A 21,225-nucleotide genomic window follows, 5' to 3' on the forward strand; every position below is an offset into this window, starting at 1 on the left:
GGCGGACGCCGATATGCCCCGCCAGCGATCGCGGTGGCGTTCCGCTTCGCGCTTGCTCGCGGCTGCGGCCATCCTGCTGCTGGCGACCGCTGGCGCGCTGGCGGCCCTCGACCGGCTATGGGCGCCGGCGACCGATGCGGCGCTCGAATACTCGGTGCAGATACTTGCCGACGACGGCCGCTTGCTGCGCCTGTACACCACCCCGGATGGCTACTGGCGGCTGCCGGTAAACCTCGAGGAGATCGATCCGCGCTTCATCGAGCTCCTGACCTCGGTCGAGGATCAGCGCTTTTTCCGGCACCCCGGCGTCGACTCACTGGCACTGGCCCGGGCTGCGGCCCAGGCCGTATGGCAGGGCAGGGTGGTATCGGGCGGGTCGACACTGTCGATGCAGTTGGTACGCCTGCTCGAGCCCCGCCCGCGGCGCGTTTCCAGCAAATTGATCGAGATGTTCCGCGCCTGGCAGATCGAACGGCGTCTGAGCAAGGACGAAATCCTGGCGCTGTACCTCACGCTGGCGCCATACGGCGGCAATCTGCAAGGCCTGCCGGCCGCGAGCCTGTTCTATTTCGGCAAGGCGCCGGGCTTCCTGACCCTGGAGGAGACCGCGTTGCTGATCGCGTTGCCGCAGGCGCCGGAGGCGCGCCGGCCCGACCGCCATCCGCAGCAGGCCGCGGCAGCGCGCGACCGACTGCTTCGAGCCTGGGCCGCCGACGACCGGATCGACGCGCCTTCCCTGCAGGCCGCGACTCGGGCGCCGGTGCCCGAGTCGCGGCGTCCGGCCCCGCGCCACGCGCCCCATCTGGGCGACCGTCTGCGTGGCCATGCCGATGGCCGGGGACGGGTGGCGACTTTCCTCGACGCGGAACTGCAGCAACGACTGGAACGCAGGCTGGCCCGGGAACAAATGCAGCTGGCGCCAGGGCAAACCAGCGCGGCACTGGTCGTGGAACACGCGACGGGGCAGGTACGTGCCTGGGTAGGGTCGGGGGATTACTTCGGGCAGGACTTTCCCGGGCAGGTCGACATGGTCAGTGCGCTGCGTTCTCCTGGATCGCTGTTGAAACCCTTGATCTACGGGCTCGCGTTCGACCTCGGCATCGCACATCCCCAGACCCTGGTCGTCGATCGCGCCGAACCGCTGAAGGCCTGGTCCCCACGCAACTTCGATCGCCTCGAGCAGGGGGAGATGACGCTGGCCGAGGCGTTGCGGCAGTCGCGGAACATTCCCGCGGCGCGCGTGCTCGAGCGCGTGGGTACGGATCGCCTGCTGGCCGCCCTGCGCGAACTGGGGGGCAGCGTGGCGATGCCGGGAACACGCCCGCCGGGGCTCGCCGTGGGACTGGGCGGGATCGGGCTGGACATGCGGGACATTGCCGCGTTGTACGGCGCCATCGGCCAGCAGGGAGTCGGCTTGCGACCGCAGGTATCGGCCGCGGGCGGCGTTCCCGGCAAAGCCCCGCTGCTGTCCGCCCCAGCCGCCTGGCAGGTGGCGCGCATCCTGCTGGATACCGCACGCCCCGACGGCCACTGGAGCGACCGGCGTTCGATCGCGTTGAAGACCGGGACTTCGTTCGGGTATCGCGACGCCTGGGCCGCGGGCGTCGACGGCGCCTACACCGTGGTCATCTGGGTCGGTCGCCCGGACGGGGGCTACACCCCGGGCCTGACCGGGCTGAGCGCCGCGGTGCCTCTGCTGCTCGATGCCTTCGCGTTATTGCCCGATGCCGATCCGCGCTGGCCTGGGGCGCCTCCCGAAGGCACCCTTCTGGCGCGGGCCGAGGGCCTGCCTCCACACTGGCAGCGGTTGGAATTGCGCGAACGCGGCTCCGCGGTTGCGACGCCAGGGCCCCGGTTCGCGTTCCCTGCGGATGCCGCGACACTGGCCTGGAACCCGGCCCGGCCGGAGATCCTGCTCGACCTGCGCGGCGGCCAGCCCCCTCTGAGCTGGCTGGTGGACGGCCGACCGACCGGGATCGCGGCCCGCGGGCGGCAGCACCTCTGGCGCCCCGAGCGGCCCGGCGAATACCGGGTAACGGCGCTGGATGCACGGGGCCGGGCCGCCACCGTGCGCATCCACCTGCGGATCGCCGAGCGCGACCCAGCGCAGCCGGAGTCGAAAGGCCGTGGAGCTTCGGTTCAGGTGGAGGACCCGGATGCCGAAGGGCTGGCCTGGTGACTCCGATTCGACCCGATGGAGTTTCCGCTTTTCGGCATCGGTCGGCACTGCATGGGGCTTCGAAAACATGGCAAGCTAGGCGCCACTGTGTCGGCTTGGCGTGCCGCAAGCGCCCAGCGACCCATGCCCCCCTTGGTATCGGCCCGCTTGGAGCAAGGCGATGAACGCTGTGATGACCCGTATCGAAAAGGCCTTGAACGGCGGCCATCCGCTGATTTACGTACGCTGTCTTGAAGAAGATCGCCTGGAACAGATGCTGCAGCGGCTTTCCGCCGGCCGTTTCGGGGATTCGCGCCCGGTGATCGTCTGGAGCCTCACCCACGGCTTTCTGGAACAAGGCACGGAGAGCGGATCGGGACGGGATCCAGGCCAGGCATTGCGCGAAATCCTGCGCGGCCCACGAGAAGCGTTCTACCTGCTGAAGGATTTTCCGCTGTTGTTCGAGGGGCGTCCCGAATTGGTGCGCGGGCTTCGCGATCTCTACCAATCGCTGGCTGGCAGCAAGTCCTGCGTGTTTCTCTCCTCACCGGGCTGGCAGATTCCGGAACCGCTGTCCCGGCAACTGTTCACGGTGGAACTCGGCCCCCCCGACGAAGACGAGATTCGGGAAGAGGTGCAACGGGTGCTCGAACGCGTGGGGGCTGCCCCCAGTCCAGGGGCTTGGCTCGAACAGATCACGACTTCGTTCAGAGGCATGATGCGCAGCGAAATACGCCACCTGCTGCGGCGGTTGGTGGCAGAGAAGAAACTGGCAGGCGAGGAGGCATTGGCCGAGATTCGCACGGAGAAAGCGGCAATGCTGATGCGCGAGGCCTGCCTGAAGTACATCCCCGATACCGTCGATATCGCCCATGTCGGAGGGCTGCAGAACCTGAAGGAATGGGTGCTCACCCGAAAACCGTTCTTCACCGGCAGCCACCCGGAGACCCGCGTGACGCCGCCGTCGGGGATCCTGTTCATGGGCGTCAGCGGATGCGGGAAGAGCATGGCGGCGAAAGTGATCGCCAGCGCCTGGACCCTGCCGCTGGTGCGCCTGGACATGAACCTCGTGTTGTCGGGTGCGTTCGGGTCGCCCGAGTATGCGTTCGACCATGCGCTGAGAGTGGCCGAGGAGATCGCACCGCTGGTCCTCTGGATCGACGAAATGGAGAATGCCTTCGGCTACGACTCGGAGTCCCGTCGCGGGAACAACCCCAACATCTTCTCGAGTTTCCTGACCTGGATGCAGGAGAAACCAGCCGGGGTGTTCGTGGTGGCCACTGCCAACCGGATCGAACTGCTGCCGGCGGAGGTGATCCGCAAGGGGCGCTTCGACCAACTGTTCTTCCTGGATCTGCCGACGGCGGAAGAGCGCACGGGAATCATCGAGATCCTGCTGCGGGCGGCTGGCTCCGACCCCGCGAGATTCAACCTCAATACGCTGGCGGCGCTCACCAAGAGCTGGAGCGGCGCAGAGATCGAGCAGGCCATCAAGGCCGCGGTCGTGCACGCCTGGGAGGAGAACCGCCCGTTCAACGAGCGGGACATGCTGTGGAGCGCAGCGCGAATCGTGCCCCTCTCGCGCACGATGTCCGAACAGATCAAGCAGCTCCGGGCCTGGTCTCAGGATCGGGCCACGCCGGCATCGCCCAAGGGGTCGCCCTGAGCGGGATACCGGCAGGGCAGGGCGCCCACGGCGCCACGAGCGTTCAGGCCTCGCCTCGGAGCGCGCCGATCCCCTGACCATGGAAGAAATCCCGGTAGACCGTGGCGGTAAACCGGGCATCGAATCGGCGGCCGCAGGCAGCGTAAAGACGCTTCAGGAAGCGCTTCTGCGCTCGCCGGGGGCGGCCGTCGAGAATCGTCGTAACGGTGACCAGGGCCAGCAGCAGATCCTGCACTTCGGGGGGCAGATCCGCCAGCGCATCGTGGTGGACAGCCCAATCGAGCGTGAGCGAGCCCGGAGGAATCGCGAGTTCCTGGAACAGGCGTCCCAACAGGAGTTGAAGGTTGGGGTGCGCGGTGCCGCCCGACTGGATCGCCTCGGCAACCGCTTCCAGCAACAGGCGTCGCGTGGGCTCGTCGAGCCGCGTGCGTTCGGCCTGTAGGCGCTGTCCGAGTTCCTGCACGGCCAACGGCCCTGCGGCCCGGACGCGGCTTGCACGCATCACCCAGCCGATGATGATCGCGTTCCAGACCGCGTAGATCACGATCGCGATCAGCGGGATGAAGACCCGCACTGCGGCCCGCGCCAGTACCCGGCGTAACAGTACCCGGGTAATGAAACTGGTCGCGCCGATCTTCAGCCGGTAGAGGATCGCGTATGCGATCAGCCGCCACCGCGGTACCCGCGCGTAGGGATCGATGCCGTAGATGGGTTGACGCGGATCCGGCATATCCAGCGCCGAGCGCGACAGGCCGATCGCGATCACCTGGTCGATTTCCTGTTCCGAGAGATGCAGGCCGGCGATGGATGTGATCCGCGCGACGCGGCGCAGCACCACCCAGTACAGAAACAGGATCTCGACCACGCTGACCAGGATCGAGCCCGCGAGAAAGATCACCCAGTACTCGATCCAGCGGGCCCAGGATTCGGATGCGTCGGGCATCGTGACGTTCAGCCAGACCTCAAGCCCCCCGATCAGTGCACCCGAGATCATCCCGGAGAGCGCGGCGAGCAACACCGCGGAACGCTCGAGGCGGCGGATCTGTGCCAGCTCCTGCGCGGGCCAGCGGTGCACCTCGGGCTGGTCGCGGCTGTTCTGTCGGCGCAGGATCGATACCGCGATGCGCTCGATGAGATTCAGTTCGGGGCTCTGCGACTGCGCCGATTCCATCGGCAAGATCCTCCTCGTGTCCGACCCTGGCAGGCGCCATCCGCGACCACCGGGGCATCCATGCTGCCCTCAGGAAAGGCACCCGCCGTACTTCTGGCACCCTGGGAATGGTCCAAGACCGCCGTGGGAACGCGCAACCTTCCGGGAGGCGGACTGTGGCCATCTGCATCGTGCCGCAGCCAAGTGACAGCGCTGATCCTGGCCCGAAGCGAACCCGGCGCCCACGCGGTCGGAGGCAACCGGGCGACGCATGGGCCTCAAGGGCTGATCGGTTCGAACAGCCCTTCGCCGACTCCGCCAGTCGCTGGCACGAACGCGACGCTCGCCGTGATGTGGTGGGGCGTGTAGAGCGTGGTGCGGATCAGCCAGCCCTTGCCCGGCACCAGTGCCTGCTCGGTCATCGTGCGGATATGCGTGGTATCGTCAAAGCTGTCTTCGATCAGTTCGTATTCAAGCTTCATCGCTGCCTCCTCCCCGTTGGCTCTTCACGGTTGCCTACCTGACAATAGTCCATCAACGCCCGGGGCGAAATGGGACTGCCCGCGGTGTGTGCCCTGGGTGTTGGCGCGACGAGGGCCGCCTCGCGTTCAGGAATGGCGCTGAATCGGCGCTGTGGGCAGGGGCTTGAAATGCATCACGGCATCGAGTTGTTCCGGAGTGAAATGCGCTTCCACCAGCGGCAGCAGGCGTTCGTCCTCGGTCCGGGTGTGTTCCCGCAGCACGTCGGCGAACGCCGCAAGATCCCGCTCGGCGGTCTCGGGCCGCAGGTTGGCGGCGACCATGCGCAGGAATCCATGCTCCTTGCCCAACTGCGCGAACAGCGCGAAATTCTCGCGGTCGTGTTGCAGCAGCGGGCCGAACAGCGTCTGCTCCTCCTGCTGCAGATGGGCTTCAAGCTCCTGCTCGTAGTAGTCGCGCACCAACTGGATTCCCTGTGCCAGGCTTTCCGCGCTGCCGTCTGCCACTAGACCTTCGATGCGGTCGGCAAAGGCAAGGCTGTGCGCGTGCTCCCTGTACAGTCGTTCCAGTTGCGGGCTGCGGTTAGCGGTCATCGGAGTCGGCCCCGGGCATTCGCGGGCAGGGCAGTGGAATCAGGGAAGGCTGGGGCACGGTCGTCTCCTGTCAGGTTCCCGGACATCGTCGCGCTCGGTGATCGCGGCGCCTGTACCTGTCCGAGCAGGCGCCGGGATCCCTTTCCCGCAACGCGCGTGCCCAATCCGTACGATGAGCCGGCCCGAAGAACCGCTTGCGCGTGAACAGGGATCCACGTTGGATATCCAGTTGCAGACTGACCGATCCGCCGTTTCGCCGCAACCGTCTGTACTAGACGGCTGGGCCGGGCCCATCGTTTACGGGCCAGGGGGAGTTCAGGACGGCGGAGCGCCAACGCCGGATGCGTGTTTCAACGCAGAATCGTACGCAGCAATTCGACCCTGGGCGCATTGCGGCAGTACTCGATCACCTCCTGCGTGAATTCTCCGAACAGCGGTCCGTGATGAAACTGCAGCTGGTCGAGCCCGATGAAGTGCGGATTGGCCTCGAGCAGGAGGATCTGTCCATCCTCCCGAACCGCGAAATCCAGCCCCAGAACCCGGTGGTGCACAAACCGGGACGCCACTTCGACCGCGCGGCGGTGCAGCTCCACGATAAAGGGAAAGGGTTCGATCGAGTCGAGATCGATGCCGTTCACGCTGTCGTACCGGACACCGTCGTCGTCGGTGCCATACCGATTGTAACGGCCCGAGGGCCGAATGCCGATCCGCATCCCCTGATCGACCAAGCTGCCCGCCGTGCCGACCTTCTGAAGCACATGCAGCGGAACGATTCGGTCGTCCTGGACCGAACGATAGGTGTACACCCGCAGACTGTTCAACGAGGAGTCGTTAAAGCGGGCCGTACAGGAGTGCTGCCGCACGCATTCCTGCACCAGGAAGTCGCGTGCGTATTCGCGGGCAAGCGCCTCCAGTGAGACCGTAGAACCCGCGGCATCGCGCAGCATTCCGCCCCGGAACCAGAGCTTGCGGATCGACTGTCCCTTTCGGGTATCGATTGCCGGTTTCACCAGTACCGTCTCGACATCGGGTTCGACGAGGCCCGGAGGTAGCACGGACGCCTTGACTGCTTCCGCTGCAATCCGCTGGTAAGCCCGATCGTAGTAAACCCCGTCGATGTAACGAATGAAATCCCGGGGTTTCCGGAACCGGCCATGCAGCAGGTCATACCCGTTCTTGTCGCCGAACGCGGGGCCGAACCGCGCATTGTTCAGCGCCGGTTCCACGAGCACGTAGTAGACGTCCAACGGAATGAAGCGCGGGTCGCCGCGACCGAACACGTGGCTGTAGATCCGATACCAGGCGGGATCGACGTTCCCCGCCACCCGGGACCAAAGCTTGCGGTATTCGGCCACCGCGTCCTCGTCGTTCGCGTTCGCCGGAAGCCCCAGGCGACGGGCGTGAAGACGCCCCCTCCGATTGTAGGATCGGCGCATCTGAATCTCGCGCAGGCGGAACAGCCCGCGGATCGCCCGCTCCTTTACACCGCTCATCCAATCTCCGACAGGAACCGGTCGTGATGGTCTCGAGCATACCGGAACACCGGCGGGAAGGTCCGCAGCGGATGGCTGTCGCCGGGTCCGGATGGCAGCCGGGACGGATCAGCCGCCCGTGCCATGCGGGTGTCCAGGTGGAGACGGCCGCAGCCGCGGATCATCGACATCCCACAGAGGCCCCCGGTGCGGCTCGTTCATCCAGGAGTGGGGAAGCCTGGCATTCCATTCCAGCAGACGCGGTCGGCCGCCGGCATCGATGACCACGTCCCAGCCGACGATCGCCGCGTAGGGAAAACGACGATGTGCCTCGATGCACAGGCTTCTCGCCTGCGCAAACTGCGGCACGGTGATGGCACGGTACGCGTATCCGCTGTCCGGATGGCAATCCTCGAACTCGATTCCCAGATCGTCGATCGCGTGGGTCAGCGCCCGACCGTCGGCGTTCAGGTAGAGAAAACGCCCGCCCTTCGCAATGTTGTCGACCCGGGCTCCATTGGCCCCGAGCCGCAGGAGTGCGAACAGGACCCGGATGTTCGAGCGGCTATCCAGGGTGGTCAGAAACCGGATCGTGTTCACCGAGTGAGGATAAGGCTTCGCAAGGTCGTCGTGCTGGCGTACCGCCGGCTGCACGACCCAGTTGCCTTCGTTCAAGTAGCGTTGAGGATCCAGCTCCAGGGCGTGCACGAAGAAAATGTCATCGCCACCGGAGCCTCCATCGCGCTTGATCACGACCTCGCCGTCATGACGCTTCAGTACCTCGCGCGCCTGATCGATGCCAATCCGGGTGTAGTCCGCGTCGTGAATGCAGCCACCGGCAAAGATCAGCACCGGCCGGATGCACATGTCGCCGAACAGGCGGTAATCCAGCGTCTTGTGCAGCGATACATGGGCAATGTCGATCGGGTTCGCGCGCGGGAACAGCCGATACACCAACAGTTCGTCCGGAATCCAGCCGCGTACGAACGACCCGTGCACCTCGGTGTAGGCCGCGAGCCATGGCCAGAAAGACGTACTGCCGAACGCCGCCCGGGAATAGTTCCGGATCTCCCTCCGCACCCGGGAGTCGACCCTCGAAAACCCTTGCCGGGCGACGATCCGTTCGCGTACCCGGTGCGCCTGTTGCCGGGATCGAAAGCACTGGTATCGAAAGACCGCGTCGCCGAACAGCCTCTTTACGCGCTTCCTGTAGGGGACGGTCGGCATGTCGCGGGGAACCAGCTCCTGGGTGCCCGTGCGCACGGTCACCGCCAATGATCAGCCCGGGTGGGTTTGAGGAGGGTCCCTTCGGGGGCTTGAACCGACGCGCCCGTTGGGGAAAACCTCTGGTTACCAGGTCAAGAGACGTTCGTAGTGTGCCATGTTCCGGTGTCCGATCCCCAGGTTCTTGCGTTTCTTGGCCCGCATTGACGAGACATTCAAGGCCCCCCGAGGGCAGCGGCGGCGGGCCGCTGCCCTCGGGGGGCTGCGCGGTGCCGCATTCGAGAGGTCCTGTCGGCGGCGTTGCTTCTTGCCTGTCCGGGGCATAGGGTAAGGATCGTGGTTCGCTCGGCACCCGGTTGGGTGGACCGCCTTTGAACCTTGCCGTCGAGGTGACGTCGTGAAGAACCTTCCCGTGATGATCACCGCAGGCGCGCTGGCGCTTGTGGTTGCGCCGTTGCCCGTGGGCGAGGGTGCCGGGAAGCTCGAGCACTGGGGCGACATCACAAAGAAGCAGTTGGGTCCGCTTGGACGGGCCGACTGAGGTACGGGTCCATGGCCCTGGTCCAGGCATCGGGTCTGCACAAGACGTATCGCACCGGCGATGTCAGCGTGCATGCTGTTCGAGGTGTCGACTTCTCGATCGAGTCCGGTGGCTTCGTGGCCTTCGTCGGGCCGTCCGGCAGCGGCAAGAGCACGGTGCTGAACATGATCGGCTGCCTCGACCGCCCCACGGGCGGGACGCTGCGCGTGCTGGACACGGACGTCGCGTCCCTCGGAAGGCGTGAGGCCGCAGACTTCCGGGGGGCGAATCTAGGCTTCGTGTTTCAGGATTTCAACCTGATCCCGGTGCTGAGCGCGGCCGAGAACATCGAGTATCCGCTGTTGATGGTGCAGAACTGGCCGCTGGCGCAGCGCCGGGCGCGGGTGGCCGAACTGCTCGAAGCGGTCGGCATCGCCGACCGTGCGGACAAACGACCGGACCAGCTTTCGGGTGGCCAGAAGCAGCGGGTCGCGGTCGCCCGCGCGCTCGCGTCGAAGCCGAAACTGGTGCTGGCCGACGAACCCACCGCGAATCTCGACCATGTGACCGCGTTGCGAATCATCGACCTGATGAAGGCGATGCGCGACGAATTCGGGACCACGTTCGTTTTCTCCACTCATGACCCGCGTATCGTCGACGCGGCCGAGGAAGTCTTCCACCTGGAGGACGGCCGGATCGTGAATGGCGCCGGAGGCACGGCATGATCCGGGTGCTGCGGTTGTCGGCGCGCAACCTCGTGCGGTACTGGCGCCGCAGCCTGCTGACCTCGGGGCTGATCGTGCTCGGGATGGTCGCTGTGTTGCTGTTCGTCGCGGTGTCGGCCTCCTTCAAGCAGATCATGATCGGACAGATCACCGACTCGATGCTCGGGCATCTGCAGGTACACCAGCGTGGGTACGTCGCGTCGATCGAGAACCTGCCGCTGAATCTGAACATGAAGCCCGAGATGGTCGCCCGGGTCGAGGCCCTGCTTCGGGAGATGCCGGAGGTGGAGGCGGTCACACCACGGCTGAAATTCGGCGCCATGCTCAGTGACTTCGAGGAGACCACCAATATCCGGCTGAACGGCGTGGACCCGGAGCGCGAAGCAGCGGCGATGCCACTGCTGGCCGGGCGACTGCTCGATGGCGAGATCCGCAACGGTCTGCTGGAGCCCGGTGCGCTCCTGCTCCCGGAGCTGCTTGCCCGCGGCATGGGAGTGCAGGTAGGCGACACGGTGGTTCTGGTCGCGACCAATGTCGATGGTTCGGTGAACGGAAGAACCTTCCTCGTGCAAGGCGTCCTCGACGCGGTGACCGGGCCTGGTGGTCGGGACGGCTACCTGCATATCGATGATGCCCGTGCGCTGCTGCGCATGGATGCGCCGGAGGTGAACCAGATCGCGATCCGGCTTCAGGATCCCGGTCAGACCGAGCGCGTGGCGCGCCGTCTCGAACAGAGGCTCGGCGACATCGTGAATCCGCGTGGACAGCCGCTGCTGACCGTTCACACCTGGGATCAGTTGACGCCGTTTGCGAACATCGCGCGCATGATCGATCTGCTCGATCTGTTCATCCGCATCATGCTGGTCGGGATCGTGCTGATTGCGGTGATGAACGTGATGATCATGTCGGTCTACGAGCGCGTGCGCGAGATTGGCACGATTGCCGCGATCGGGACACCGCCGGCCCGGATCCTCTTGCTGTTCGTGGGCGAGGGCGTGCTGCTGGGCGTAGTCGGCACTCTCGTCGGCACGCTGATCAGCCTCGGGGTGGTCCAGCTGCTGAACGTCTGGCCCCTGGAGTTCGCTTTCGGGCGCCAGGAGATCGTGCTGGCCCCCGCGCTGGCGCTCGGCGATGTCCTGTGGGTGGCCGCGATCGTCGTCGCGGTCGCGGCGGCCGCCAGTCTGCAGCCGGCGTGGAAGGCCGCGCGAATGGACCCGAACACCGCGTTACGGCATGTGTAGGGAGAGGACCATGTGCATGATCCGATCGATCCGAACCCGCTTTGCCGCCATTGTCCTGCTCGCGATCCTCGGCTGCGGACCGCTCTGGGCCGTGGACGCGGATGCACTGCTCGCGGAGGTCGACCAGCGCATGCAGCCGGGTGCGCTCGAGATGTATCGGAAGATCATCAACGTCGAACCCGACGGTCGCTCGCGCGAATTCGTGCTGTACACGGTACGCAGCGGCGCCGACAGCATGGCGGCGGTGTTCCTGGATCCCGCGAGCGAGCGCGGCCGCTCGACACTGCGCCTCGGGGAAAACATGTGGCTTTACATTCCCGATGTCGGCAGGCCGATCAGGATCACCAGCCTGCAGTCGGTCGTCGGTGGCGTGTTCAGCAACACGGATATCCTGCGTCTGGATTTCAGCGTCGAGTACACCGCGACCCTGCTTGAAGACGACGGGGAGCAGTACGTGCTCGATCTCCAGGCCCGCGGACCCGAGGTCGCCTACGATCGCTTGAAGATGTGGGTGGACCAGCAGACCCTGACGCCGGCGAAGATCGAGGCCTACGCGGCCACCGGCCTGCTGATCAAGACATTGGAGTACAGCCGGATCACCGATTTCGGCGACGGCATCGTGCGGCCCGCGATGCTCGAAACGACCAGCCCGCTGCAGCGCGGCTATCGCTCGGTGATGCTGTTCTCCGGGATCGCCCGGCGCGATTTTCCGGATGAAGTGTTCTCGCTGAGCTACCTGCCCAGGATCGGGGATCTGCGGCGTTGAGGCACAGGCGGTTTGGGCTCCTGCTGTTCCTGTTGCCCGCGCTTGGCCTTGCCGAATTCGAGTTCGACTTCGATGTCGGCCGGTACGAACGCAAGCCCTACGAGGTGTCCGGCTACCTGCAGGGAACCTTTGAACATTTCCTGCTGGACCGCGATTCCGCGCTGTATGCCCTGAACTTTCCGGACGGGCAGCGCCGCGATTTCCAGCGTTACCGCGCGACTGGAAACGTCTCCGGCCAGTATCGCTGGGATGACACCACGCTGAACGGCCGCCTGCAGGCCGAGTGGCGGGACGACGTCTTCGGCAGCAGTGACGACGTCACGGTGCAGGAACTCTATCTGAACCACCGCTCCAGCGACCGTCTATCGGCAGAGGCCGGTAAACGCACCCTGCGCTGGGGCACCGGCTATGCCTGGAATCCGGTCGCCTTTCTGGAACGACCGAAGGACCCCACAGATCCAGATCTCACGCGCGAGGGGTTTGTGCTGGCGCAGGGTGAGTACGTGCGGAGCTTCGCTGGGCCGCTGCGCACGCTGGTGCTCAATGCGCTGATCCTGCCGGTGAACGACGATCTGAACGAGGACTTCGGTGCCGACAGCGCGCTCAACCCCGCGGGCCGCGTCTATCTGCTGTACCGTGATACCGACATCCATCTGACGGCCCGTGCCAGCGGCAGCCGCCCCGGCGCTGCGGGAATCGCGCTGTCGCGCAACCTTGCCCCGCATTTCGAGGTGCACGCCGAGCTGGCAGGATTCGGCCGGCGCGAGGTCACGGTCGTGGACGATGACGGGACGCTGGGCAGCCGCGACGCCCGGTCCACCGATGTACTTCTGGGGTTGCGTTATCTGACGCAGGGTGAAACCACCTGGATCGCCGAGTACTACCGTAACGGTTCCGGTTACACGCGCCAGGAAATCCGGAATTTCTTCGATCTCGCCCGCGAGAGCGGGGAGGATCCCCGGCTGCAGCGCCGAGCCGCGCAGGCGCGTGCGTCCGGCTACGGCGCACCACAGGTGATGCGCGATTATCTCTATCTTCGCGTTCGGCACAACGAACCCCGGGATCTCCTGTACTGGGCCGTCGGCGGGACCGCGATCGTCAATCTGAACGACGGCAGCGCTTCGCTGATCCCCGAGCTGAACTACACGGGCATCGCCAACCTGGAACTGCGCGGGCGTCTCGCGGCGCTCACCGGTGGCCGGAACACCGAGTTCGGCGAACGACAGAACGACTGGCGCCTGGAGCTTCGGGCACGCTACAGCTTCTGAAGTCCCAGTTGGGCGTAAAGGCCCAGCGCCAGCAGGAACAAGCCGCCGGCCAACAGCCAGTCAAGGAGACTGGCCGGTAGCAGGGCAATGTGGCGTCTGGCTGGTTTTCCGGTGCTGGAATGACGCGTCACGAGGCTCTCCCGGACGGTCAGATCTCAAGTACAGGACTTCAGATCGAAGACACCTTCTCCGGGATTGGCCTTGCAGGAGTCAACCTATGGAACGCGCACCCATTCGAATCGGCCTTCGGCCGACACCGGCGTCGGGCCATCGGCGGTGAACTGGAAGTTCATAGTGAAGTACCCGTTCTGCTCGGTCAGTTCAACGGTGCCATCGACCGAATCCATGCGCACACCATCGCCAAAAACTCTGACAATACGATTGTCCCAGTCCCTACTCGGGGCCAATTGATAAGTGCCCGGTTGTGGATCAGGACCAAAACTGAAGCCGACCAGATCGGCCCAGACCTCGAAGCGATGGTCCTGGGCCTGGCGCATCACCCGGTCGGACACCTCTTCGGTTTCACCATCACGCGTGTAGGTGAAGAACGCCTCACCGCGAGGCAGGTAGGGTGCGCGATAAACGCGGCCCTGGATCTCGATGCGCTGGTCATCGTCACGACCGTTGTGAAAATGGAATGAAGCGGTCAGATGATCTCCGATTTCGCCAATAGTGATTTCGCCTTCGAGCGTCCTGGCGGTTTCACTCCAGACCATGTCTCTTCGCTGCAGACCGGCGTAGGCCTCACCCTGACGGGCCATGCGCGAATGACGAATCGTGTAGGTCTGCCCCGCCCGAGCATCCGGCGGCAACTGGACCCAGGTGGTGGCCATTTCCTCTTCGCCACCGTCGCGGCTGACCGCCGAGTGCAGCCAGATCCGGTAGGGACCGGTGGCATTCCAGGTATCGACACGCTCACGACCGCCGAAGCCATCAGCACGCTCACGCGACGCCGTGTAGGTCCGCGGTTCGAAACGCGCGGCCGGGCCGTCGCCGGTGTAGGGTCCGGTCGAGACGACAAATCCGGCAATGTCGATCTCGTACTCACCCGGACCCAGACCGGCAGCCATTCGGTCAACGTCAGCACCGCCTGAGCGGCTCGCACCTGGCCCATCGCCGCCATTGCCGCAACCGGCTAACATCAACACGCTGCCGACAAGAAAAGCACGAAAGTAAAACATGAATCGAATGGTCATGGTCGAACTCCCGAGTTCGTCTTAACTGGTCAAGGTCGTCCCCGATTTACGAGACTTTCAGGATAAAGTGGCCAATTGGGCTTCACGCTCAGTAAAGATAACCCTTACCCTGCGGCTTGATCGGTTCAGGCAGTTCATTGTCCCCGAGGAGTTCGCTCAAGTCGATTTCGATCGTGGGGGCGATGTAATCCATGGGCACGTCGTTGACGGATAGGGAATCCAACCGCCTTCGCCGCAATATCCCTTTGCCCCGGGGGCCTGTCAAGTCCCAACGGAAGCCCCTTCTGAGCGGCGGCGCCAGCCTATGCGACCGAAATCGGTCTACCAGGGAGTGTCGGAGACGGATTTTCCGTTGCCCTATGAGCGAGAACCCGCCGCCGTGGTTCCACGTTTTCATCGTTTTGCAGGTGTGGGCATCGATGCGCCCACGGCGCACGAATGCCCGCAGGATGCGGCCGGCGAACCTGGGTTTGCACCGACCGCAGGGCATCGGCGTCGATGGCCGCCGCCGCGATTAAGCGGAAACCCTGCTCCGAGTGGGGCTCGAACACGCTGAGTGGCCGGGTAGTCGGCCATGGCTCCAGCGGCCGCAACGCTCACCGCACCTCGGGAAGCGAGAGATTGCGATCAGGCGTCGGCGACGAGCAGAGATCACCGCGGGAGTGCCGAGAAGCCTGCAAACAATGGAAGACGGGCCACGTCGGCGCACAGCGGATCCCTGTGGGCGGACCCTGGTTCTGGTGGCTATACTTCGTGGTGACCCGTCACATCGGGGGCCTTCGTCGTGTGGTGGTTCCGTGGCGGGTGGCTGCTCCGGGGCATCCGTGACCGGTCAGTCCATCAGAGCCCGTTCATCCGCTGTGCGAGGGGAGGTGGCCCATGGCTGCTGTGAGAACCATCGTTGTCATCGGCGCCACCGGGGCCCAGGGGGGCGGGCTGGCACGCGCCATACGCAGCGATCCGGAAGGCCACTTTCAGGTACGCGCCCTGACGCGCAATGCCCAGTCGGAGCCCGCCCGGGAACTGACTCGGATCGGCGCGGAGGTGGTGGAGGCGAACCTGGACGATGTACAGAGCCTCAAGAAGGCATTCGAGGGGGCCTGGGGCGCATACTGCGTCACCAACTTCTGGGAGCATTTCTCCCCGGAGCGGGAGCTGTCCCAGGCGGCCAACATGGCCGAGGCGGCTGCGGCGGCGGGGCTAGGGCATGTGATCTGGTCGACCCTGGAGGACACCCGCAAGTGGGTGCCGCTGGATGACGACCGGATGCCCACGCTCATGGGTCGGTACAAGGTGCCGCATTTCGACGCCAAGGGCGAAGCCAATCAGGCATTCACCGAGCGCGGTGTCCCGACCACCTGCCTGCTCACCTCGTTCTACTGGGAAAACTTCATCTACTTCGGCCTGGGTCCGAAGCGCGGGTCCGACGGCGTGTACGCCATCACCATGCCCATGGGCGATGCCAAGCTGCCGGGCATCGGCTGCGAGGACATCGGCCGCTGCGCCTTGGGCATCTTCAAGCGGGGCGGTGACTATATCGGCCGGACGGTAGGCATCGCGGGCGAGCATCTGACGGGGGCTCAAATGGCAGCGGCCATGGGCCGTGCTCTAGGCGTCGAGGTCCGTTACAACGACGTGCCCCCCGATGTGTACCGGGGCTTCGGTTTCCAGGGCGCCGACGATCTGGGCAACATGTTTCAGTTCAAGCGCGACTTCAATGCCGAATTCTGCGGCGCCCGTGACGTGGACCAGGCACGGTTTCTCAACCCAGCGCTCGAGACCTTTGATCAGTGGCTCGCGCGCAATCGGGATCGAATCCCCCTGGGGTAGCCGGGTGGCCACGGCGTGTCTGGCTCCGGTGGTGGTCTGTCCCTTCCACGCGCCTGCCCGCTGGGGCCGCGCGATCTTCCACATTGCCCGCGCGGGCGCGGTTGACCGAACGCTGGTGCCGGTCGCGCAGGTTAGGGGCAGGGGAACATGAGTCGGCCATACGCGCTGGGGCGCCATCCATGAAAATGGGCGGTGGGTCAGGCGCTACGCGACCGCGAGGTTGCAACCGGGCGAGGACCTCGACAGATCGACCGCGCGGGTCGACCGGGTGGAGAAACTGCCAATCTATGCCGCGGCCGGGGTGCGTCACGCGTGGCTGATCGATCCCGATCTGCGGACGCTGGAGGCTTTCGAGAACCACGACGGCCGCTGGCTGCTGTTGGCCGCACGGGAAAACGACAACCCGGTCCAGTTGCCGCCGTTCGACGCGATCTCGTTTTCGCTGGACGCCCTGTGGGCCGACTGAAGGGGTGTCTACGGAAGGCCGCCTGGCCGCGAGCGTGAGGAGGAGGCATGTTCGGCTGGTTACGCGGATCGGGGCAGGGGGCAGCGCAGGAGCGGTTTTCGCCGGCGCCGCATAGGCTGGAGGCATTGTCGGACGGCGTCTTCGCCATCGTTCTGACGCTGCTCGCACTCGAACTGCGACTGCCGGACGCTGCGCATGATGCGCGTTTCACCGACGTCATTGCCGGCAATGCGGCCTTGATCGGCAGCTATGCCGTCTCGTTCTTCATCGTCGGCTTGTTGTGGAAGCTGCACCATATGGTGCTGGAGCGGATCGGGCGCGGCGTCGCCGGCATTCACGTCCTCAACCTCGCCTTTCTCGCGACCGTGACGCTGACGCCGTGGTCGCTCGGCAACCTCACCAGCTTCCCCGGCGATGCCGTCGCGGTCGCGACCTTTTCCGGGCTACTGCTCGCGGCCTGGCTGATCTTGATCGCGATCCTAACCTCGGCGCTGGCGGGGCAGGGGCACGACGAGGCGCAGCGGTTGCGCATCCGGCAATTGCGCGTCAGCCTGAGCAGCGGTCCGCTCGTCGCCGCTGCCTCGATCGCGATCGCGCCGTTTTCCACCGATGCCGCACTTTATGTCTGGCTCGCGCTGATACCGCTGTCGGCATTGAGGCGCCGTTTCGCGCGATAGGGGCTGGAGCATCGCGCGCCGCCGCTCGCGAATCTGAAGAAGAAGGAGCAGACCATGACCTCCCACGGTTCGTTCATCGCCGCGTTCCACATCCTTTTCCTGCTGATTCCGCCCGTGAGCGCCGCGCTCTGGTGGCACCATCGTCGGAACATCGGGGCGCGGTATCGGCCGATCCTCCTGAAGCATCTCGTGTTCGTCGGCGTGGGCGTCCAGGGGTTCATGGCGGGGCTGAAGCAGATCTTTACCGGCGAAAGCATCGCGGCCTATCTCGACTGGGCCTACAGCCCCTTTGTCGCCGAGCTCGGCCTGATGAATCTGTCCTTCGGGATTCTCGGCCTGATCGCGCCCTTCGCCTCGCGCGGCTTTCTGATCGCGACCTCGCTTGGCTACGGTATCTTCCTCATCGGCGCGGCGACCGGGCATCTTTACGACGTGATCAACACGGGCAATCTGGCGCTCGGCAATATCGGGCCGACCCTGTGGTCCGACATACTGATCCCGCTCGTCCTGCTCTGGTTGATTCTTGCTACGCGCGAGAACGCAAAGGCCGCGTGATTCGAAACGGGCGCGGCGGGGGGCAGGAGAGGATGGTCTGCGCAAGCAGGCGTCGGCACTATGCCTTCATCCCTGCTTCGAGCCCCTGCCGCCAGTCATCCACGAAAGCCTCGATGGTCTCGATGAAGTCGGGGTCATGCTCCCGGCGGTTGATGGTGCAGTGGATCACCACCGCGTCCGGGTCGGGTGGCAAATCGGTGGTGATCGTCCAGGCGAGCGCGTTCGGACAGCCCGGAAGGGTGAAGCGTACGCCGCCGCGGATGGTCTCCCGGCTCACCACGAATTCGCCCCACACGCAGTAGATTCGACCGCTGTCACCCGACTGTTCCAACACGGTATCGATGGAGGCGCACCAGTCGGGAAGACGCTCTATCGTGATTTGTTGCTCGAGACCGCCGGCGTCAGCGCCAATGCGGGCAGTGGCAAAGAATTCCATCGCAGACCCCTCGGGTGGATATCGGCCCCCGAACCGCCAGTGATGCGCAAGCGGAGGGCGCCCTTTGCGGACCGTGGCCGATTCGGATGGTTCTCGTCCTGCGCATGTCTTCGCTCCTGTCCGGAATCCCGTACCGATCATGGCTCAGCCACTGGCCGGATTCCACTCGGGTTGACGAGGAACCGAAAAGGCGCAACACCTAACCCGGCACCCGCGTGTGTGCGCTGGGTACGGAACGGGCCGCGGCCGGATCGAGCAGCTGAAAGTGGGGCTCAGCGCGAACCGTCGCCCTGCAGGAGCTGATGCTGCAGGGCAAGCAGTTCCTGGCGCAGGACCGGGTCGGGGTCATTGATTTGAATGCCGACGGGGCCCACGGGCTCGTTGATCCGAAACTTCAGCGCCTGGTGCCCGGCCACCGTCAGTTCCAGTAACTCGCCCTGATGCTGCTGGGCGATCGCCTGGAGCCGGCTCACCGCCGTGGGTCGGAGCCGGAGCCAGACCTGGTGGCCGTCCATCGCCACTGCGCTGATCTCTTCGGAGGCCAAGTTGACGCGGACGACCGGCTCCGCCTGTGCCGCGCTCGCGATTACGGCGGCAAGAGCGAGCAAAACACTCAAGAACAGCGACCGCACCTCGGTCTCCTTGCAAACAGCAGCATCGGTCGGGCGGCATGCCCTGGACCCAGGTTGAGTCTACCGAATCAGTCACAACAAAGGCGTCCGCTACAAGTAGACCACTTCATTGCTCGGTGACCGGGGGCGAGGGCACACAGCAGAAGGACGAGGTAGAGAGCGCCCAGATGCACTATCCGTACGCGTGCAGAGCCTCGCATTCGTTTCCCACCGAGGCGAAACGAATGAAACTGGATTGCGGCTGCTCACCCTGAGATCAGCCGTTGAGCAGCCCGCCCAGTTCCGAGGCCGCAACATCCATGAAAGCCCGCAGTTTGGGCGGCACGAAACGCTGGCGCGGGTAGACCAGATGGACGGGATCCGCTCGGGCCTGCCAGGTGGGGAGCACCCTCACCAGCCTTCTCGCTTCGATGTCTTCACGGCAAATGTAGGTGGGCAGTATCCCGATTCCCTGCCCGCGCTGGGTCAACAGGCGAATCACGCCCAGGTCATTGACGATCAGGTTGCCATCCATCGGTACAGTCACACTGTCCTTGCGATTCGATAGTGTCCATTGCGATTTGCCGAATGACGTGAACTGGAGGCAACGGTGCCGGCGAAGGCCACGTGGTGATGCCAGCGGCGGTGCGGCATCGAGATAGTCCGGGCTCGAAAACAGTGCCCAACACGCGATACCGACCCGTTTCGCGATCAGGGTCGAGTCGCGCAGCTCGCCGGCCCGGATGGCGACATCGACGCCCTTGGCCACCAGGTCCAAGTAGCTTTCCGTGAGGGACAGATCGACGTCGATACGCGGGTAGGATCTGCGCAGCCGTTCGAGCAAGCCGACCAGGATGGTATCGCCAAGGTCTGTGGGTGCCGTTACCCGTAGCCGACCCGTTGGTTCGCCCATGGATGCCGTCACAGCGGCCTCCGCTTCGAGCATGTGTCCGAGTCCGGCGGCCGCGTGATGGAAATAGATCTCGCCGAGTTCGGTGAGACTGAGCCGGCGGGTGGTGCGTTGCAGCAAGGTCACGCCGAGCCGCCGCTCCAGGCGGGCAACCCGCGTGCTTACCGTGGAGGTCGGCAGGCCGAGTTGCCGGGCGGCAGCGCTGAAACTCCGCATTTGCACCACCTTCACGAACACCGCGCTCTCGTTGAGATCCATGCCGATTGTTCAACCAGATGAATAGAGTTTGAGCATTCTACCACCTAGTGGCGGCAACCCTGCATCGCTAGAGTTGCAGTCATCAACACAGGAGGCGCCATGAAAAAGCTCACCTACATCAAGCGCAGCAACAGCGGCCACTGGGTCGGCGATGGATTCCCCGTCCGCACCGTTTTCTCCTACCACGACCTGGGGGACGAGATTTCCCCGTTCCTGCTGATGGACTATGCGGGTCCGCACCATTTCGAACCCACCAGCCGGCGACGGGGTGTCGGCGCGCACCCTCATCGCGGGTTCGAGACCGTCACCATCGTCTATCACGGCGAAGTGTCGCATCGGGATACGACCGGGGCCGGAGGGACCATCGGCACCGGCGACGTGCAGTGGATGACCGCAGGATCGGGGCTTCTGCATGAGGAATTCCACAGCGACGACTACGCGCAGCGTGGCGGCCCCTTCGAGATGATCCAGCTCTGGGTCAATCTGCCGGCGAGCGACAAGATGACCGCGCCGGCCTACCAGGGCATCACGCACGACCAGATCCCGCGGGTTCCTCTTCCCGACGGGGCCGGCACCGTGCGCGTGATTGCCGGCCGGTACGGCGAGGCGGCAGGCGCGGCCCGCACGTTCACGCCGATCAATGTCTGGGATATGCGGCTTCAGGCCGGTGGACGCGTTTCGCTCGAATTGCCGCCGGGGCACAGCACGGCGCTGTTCGTGTTGAGCGGGCTGATCCGCGTCGACGGCCAGACGGTCGGCCCGGCGGAACTGGCCGTACTGGAGCGCGACGGCTCGACGCTGGGCTTCGAGGCCGCCCAGGACAGCGTCGTCCTGCTGCTCGGTGGCCAGCCGCTGAACGAGCCGGTCGTCGGGCATGGCCCGTTTGTCATGAACACCCGCGAGGAGATTGCGCAGGCCGTGCGCGACTTCAACGCCGGTCGGTTCGGGCAAATGCCCTCGTCGCCCTGACGACGACACGCTTGCCAGACGAGCCACTGGCCCGCCCTTTCTACCCCCGACTGG

General features: G+C 65.1%; 21 protein-coding genes. 12 read left to right on the forward strand and 9 right to left on the reverse strand.

Going from position 1 to position 21,225, the window contains the following annotated elements:
- Window positions 1-13: 13 nt before the first annotated feature.
- Window positions 14-2,179, forward strand: coding sequence for a penicillin-binding protein 1C (gene pbpC / locus THITH_RS08190; RefSeq protein WP_006747559.1), 2,166 nt, complete (start codon window positions 14-16; stop codon window positions 2,177-2,179).
- 172 nt (window positions 2,180-2,351) lie between these two features.
- The gene (locus THITH_RS08195; RefSeq protein ID WP_232222277.1) at window positions 2,352-3,824 is read left to right on the forward strand and encodes an AAA family ATPase; all 1,473 of its coding nucleotides are present in this window, start codon (window positions 2,352-2,354) and stop codon (window positions 3,822-3,824) included.
- Between the two features lie 43 nt (window positions 3,825-3,867).
- Here THITH_RS08195 and THITH_RS08200 read toward each other — a convergent pair whose 3' ends face one another.
- The 5 genes from THITH_RS08200 to THITH_RS08220 form a co-directional block, all read right to left on the reverse strand.
- The gene (locus THITH_RS08200; protein ID WP_006747557.1) at window positions 3,868-4,995 is read right to left on the reverse strand and encodes an LBF_2804 family protein; all 1,128 of its coding nucleotides are present in this window, start codon (window positions 4,993-4,995) and stop codon (window positions 3,868-3,870) included.
- 257 nt (window positions 4,996-5,252) lie between these two features.
- Window positions 5,253-5,456, reverse strand: coding sequence for a hypothetical protein (locus tag THITH_RS08205; RefSeq protein ID WP_006747556.1), 204 nt, complete (start codon window positions 5,454-5,456; stop codon window positions 5,253-5,255).
- A 126-nt stretch (window positions 5,457-5,582) separates the two neighbouring features.
- Window positions 5,583-6,047: a hemerythrin domain-containing protein gene (locus THITH_RS08210; protein ID WP_006747555.1), complete on the reverse strand. Its 465-nt coding sequence runs from the start codon at window positions 6,045-6,047 to the stop codon at window positions 5,583-5,585.
- A 350-nt stretch (window positions 6,048-6,397) separates the two neighbouring features.
- The gene (locus THITH_RS08215) at window positions 6,398-7,540 is read right to left on the reverse strand and encodes a sugar-transfer associated ATP-grasp domain-containing protein (protein ID WP_006747554.1); all 1,143 of its coding nucleotides are present in this window, start codon (window positions 7,538-7,540) and stop codon (window positions 6,398-6,400) included.
- Window positions 7,541-7,648: 108 nt separating this feature from the next.
- Window positions 7,649-8,788: a sugar-transfer associated ATP-grasp domain-containing protein gene (locus tag THITH_RS08220; protein WP_232222278.1), complete on the reverse strand. Its 1,140-nt coding sequence runs from the start codon at window positions 8,786-8,788 to the stop codon at window positions 7,649-7,651.
- Between the two features lie 352 nt (window positions 8,789-9,140).
- Here THITH_RS08220 and THITH_RS18505 point away from each other — a divergent pair, with 352 nt between their 5' ends.
- From THITH_RS18505 to THITH_RS08240, 5 genes are read left to right on the forward strand one after another with little or no spacing between them, the layout of a single operon-like run.
- The gene (locus tag THITH_RS18505; RefSeq protein ID WP_006747551.1) at window positions 9,141-9,284 is read left to right on the forward strand and encodes a hypothetical protein; all 144 of its coding nucleotides are present in this window, start codon (window positions 9,141-9,143) and stop codon (window positions 9,282-9,284) included.
- 11 nt (window positions 9,285-9,295) lie between these two features.
- Window positions 9,296-9,988 (forward strand): ABC transporter ATP-binding protein, encoded by a 693-nt coding sequence (locus THITH_RS08225; protein ID WP_006747550.1) that lies wholly within the window; start codon window positions 9,296-9,298, stop codon window positions 9,986-9,988.
- Window positions 9,985-11,229 (forward strand): ABC transporter permease, encoded by a 1,245-nt coding sequence (locus tag THITH_RS08230; protein WP_006747549.1) that lies wholly within the window; start codon window positions 9,985-9,987, stop codon window positions 11,227-11,229. The genes THITH_RS08225 and THITH_RS08230 overlap by 4 nt, the downstream gene beginning before the upstream one ends.
- A 16-nt stretch (window positions 11,230-11,245) precedes the next feature.
- Window positions 11,246-11,995, forward strand: coding sequence for an outer membrane lipoprotein-sorting protein (locus THITH_RS08235; protein WP_041483696.1), 750 nt, complete (start codon window positions 11,246-11,248; stop codon window positions 11,993-11,995).
- On the forward strand, window positions 11,992-13,263 hold the full coding sequence (locus THITH_RS08240; RefSeq protein WP_006747547.1) for a hypothetical protein: 1,272 nt from the start codon (window positions 11,992-11,994) through the stop codon (window positions 13,261-13,263). The genes THITH_RS08235 and THITH_RS08240 overlap by 4 nt, the downstream gene beginning before the upstream one ends.
- A gap of 215 nt (window positions 13,264-13,478) precedes the next feature.
- Here THITH_RS08240 and THITH_RS08245 read toward each other — a convergent pair whose 3' ends face one another.
- A complete protein-coding gene (locus THITH_RS08245) occupies window positions 13,479-14,459 on the reverse strand; it encodes a hypothetical protein (RefSeq protein WP_006747546.1) in 981 nt (326 codons plus the stop codon).
- 879 nt (window positions 14,460-15,338) lie between these two features.
- Here THITH_RS08245 and THITH_RS08250 point away from each other — a divergent pair.
- From THITH_RS08250 to THITH_RS08265, 4 genes are all read left to right on the forward strand, one after another.
- Entirely contained in the window at window positions 15,339-16,289 is a 951-nt protein-coding gene (locus tag THITH_RS08250) for an NmrA/HSCARG family protein (RefSeq protein WP_006747545.1), read from the forward strand.
- A gap of 220 nt (window positions 16,290-16,509) precedes the next feature.
- On the forward strand, window positions 16,510-16,755 hold the full coding sequence (locus tag THITH_RS08255) for a Uma2 family endonuclease (RefSeq protein ID WP_006747544.1): 246 nt from the start codon (window positions 16,510-16,512) through the stop codon (window positions 16,753-16,755).
- 47 nt (window positions 16,756-16,802) lie between these two features.
- Window positions 16,803-17,432 (forward strand): TMEM175 family protein, encoded by a 630-nt coding sequence (locus tag THITH_RS08260; protein ID WP_006747543.1) that lies wholly within the window; start codon window positions 16,803-16,805, stop codon window positions 17,430-17,432.
- Window positions 17,433-17,486: 54 nt separating this feature from the next.
- Complete coding sequence (locus tag THITH_RS08265; protein WP_006747542.1) at window positions 17,487-17,987, forward strand: DUF6790 family protein; 501 nt, start codon at window positions 17,487-17,489, stop codon at window positions 17,985-17,987.
- Window positions 17,988-18,045: 58 nt separating this feature from the next.
- On the opposite strand, the gene THITH_RS08270 is transcribed toward THITH_RS08265, so the two are convergent.
- From THITH_RS08270 to THITH_RS08280, 3 genes are all read right to left on the reverse strand, one after another.
- Window positions 18,046-18,423 (reverse strand): hypothetical protein, encoded by a 378-nt coding sequence (locus tag THITH_RS08270; protein WP_006747541.1) that lies wholly within the window; start codon window positions 18,421-18,423, stop codon window positions 18,046-18,048.
- 272 nt (window positions 18,424-18,695) lie between these two features.
- The gene (locus tag THITH_RS08275) at window positions 18,696-19,055 is read right to left on the reverse strand and encodes a hypothetical protein (RefSeq protein ID WP_006747540.1); all 360 of its coding nucleotides are present in this window, start codon (window positions 19,053-19,055) and stop codon (window positions 18,696-18,698) included.
- 256 nt (window positions 19,056-19,311) lie between these two features.
- Complete coding sequence (locus THITH_RS08280; protein ID WP_006747539.1) at window positions 19,312-20,202, reverse strand: LysR family transcriptional regulator; 891 nt, start codon at window positions 20,200-20,202, stop codon at window positions 19,312-19,314.
- A 99-nt stretch (window positions 20,203-20,301) separates the two neighbouring features.
- Between THITH_RS08280 and THITH_RS08285 the strand changes: the two genes are divergently transcribed.
- Window positions 20,302-21,171: a pirin family protein gene (locus THITH_RS08285; RefSeq protein ID WP_006747538.1), complete on the forward strand. Its 870-nt coding sequence runs from the start codon at window positions 20,302-20,304 to the stop codon at window positions 21,169-21,171.
- Window positions 21,172-21,225: the final 54 nt, after the last annotated feature.

This window comes from Thioalkalivibrio paradoxus ARh 1 (genome assembly GCF_000227685.2).
In the GTDB taxonomy this organism is placed as follows: Bacteria; Pseudomonadota; Gammaproteobacteria; order Ectothiorhodospirales; family Ectothiorhodospiraceae; genus Thioalkalivibrio; species Thioalkalivibrio paradoxus.